Source organism: Clostridium sp. DSM 17811, assembly GCF_018861905.1.
In the GTDB taxonomy this organism is placed as follows: domain Bacteria; phylum Bacillota; class Clostridia; order Clostridiales; family Clostridiaceae; genus Clostridium_AD; species Clostridium_AD frigoriphilum.
Window position 1 is genome coordinate 1 of record NZ_JAHLDU010000082.1, and the last position, 1,046, is coordinate 1,046.

The window sequence follows — 1,046 nt, forward strand, 5'->3', positions numbered from 1 at the left end:
GCGAGGCTATGAACTTAAGCCCCAGTAAACGGCGGCCGTAACTATAACGGTCCTAAGGTAGCGAAATTCCTTGTCGGGTAAGTTCCGACCCGCACGAATGGCGTAATGATTTGGGCACTGTCTCAACAGTACATCCGGCGAAATTGTAGTTCCAGTGAAGATGCTGGATACCCGCGATTGGACGGAAAGACCCCGTAGAGCTTTACTGTAGCTTAGCATTGAATTTCGGTATTGTCTGTACAGGATAGGTGGGAGACTACGATACATGGGCGTCAGCCTGTGTGGAGTCATCCTTGGGATACCACCCTGACAGTACTGAGGTTCTAACTGGAGGCCATGAATCTGGTCACAGGACATTGTTAGGTGGGCAGTTTGACTGGGGCGGTCGCCTCCGAAAGAGTAACGGAGGCGCCCAAAGGTTCCCTCAGCGCGGTTGGAAATCGCGCGAAGAGTGCAAAGGCAGAAGGGAGCCTGACTGCGACACTTACAAGTGGAGCAGGGACGAAAGTCGGGCTTAGTGATCCGGTGGTACCTCGTGGGAGGGCCATCGCTCAACGGATAAAAGCTACCTCGGGGATAACAGGCTGATCTCCCCCAAGAGTCCACATCGACGGGGAGGTTTGGCACCTCGATGTCGGCTCGTCGCATCCTGGGGCTGAAGTAGGTCCCAAGGGTTGGGCTGTTCGCCCATTAAAGCGGCACGCGAGCTGGGTTCAGAACGTCGTGAGACAGTTCGGTCCCTATCCGTCGCGGGCGTAGGAAATTTGAAGGGAGCTGTCCTTAGTACGAGAGGACCGGGATGGACAAACCTCTGGTGCACCAGTTGTCACGCCAGTGGCATCGCTGGGTAGCTATGTTTGGAAGGGATAAACGCTGAAAGCATCTAAGCGTGAAGCCCACCCTAAGATGAGATTTCCCATTGTCCACACGTAAGTGTGGTGCAAGTAAGACTCCTGGAAGACCACCAGGTTGATAGGTTAGAGGTGTAAGCATGGTAACATGTTCAGCTGACTAATACTAATAAGTCGAGGGCTTGACCAAGATAA

General features: G+C 53.4%; 1 rRNA gene. It reads left to right on the plus strand.

What is annotated here, in order from left to right:
• Positions 1–1,041 (plus strand): 23S ribosomal RNA (locus KPL44_RS25035); the annotation flags it as partial.
• Between the last annotated feature and the right edge of the window lie 5 nt (positions 1,042–1,046).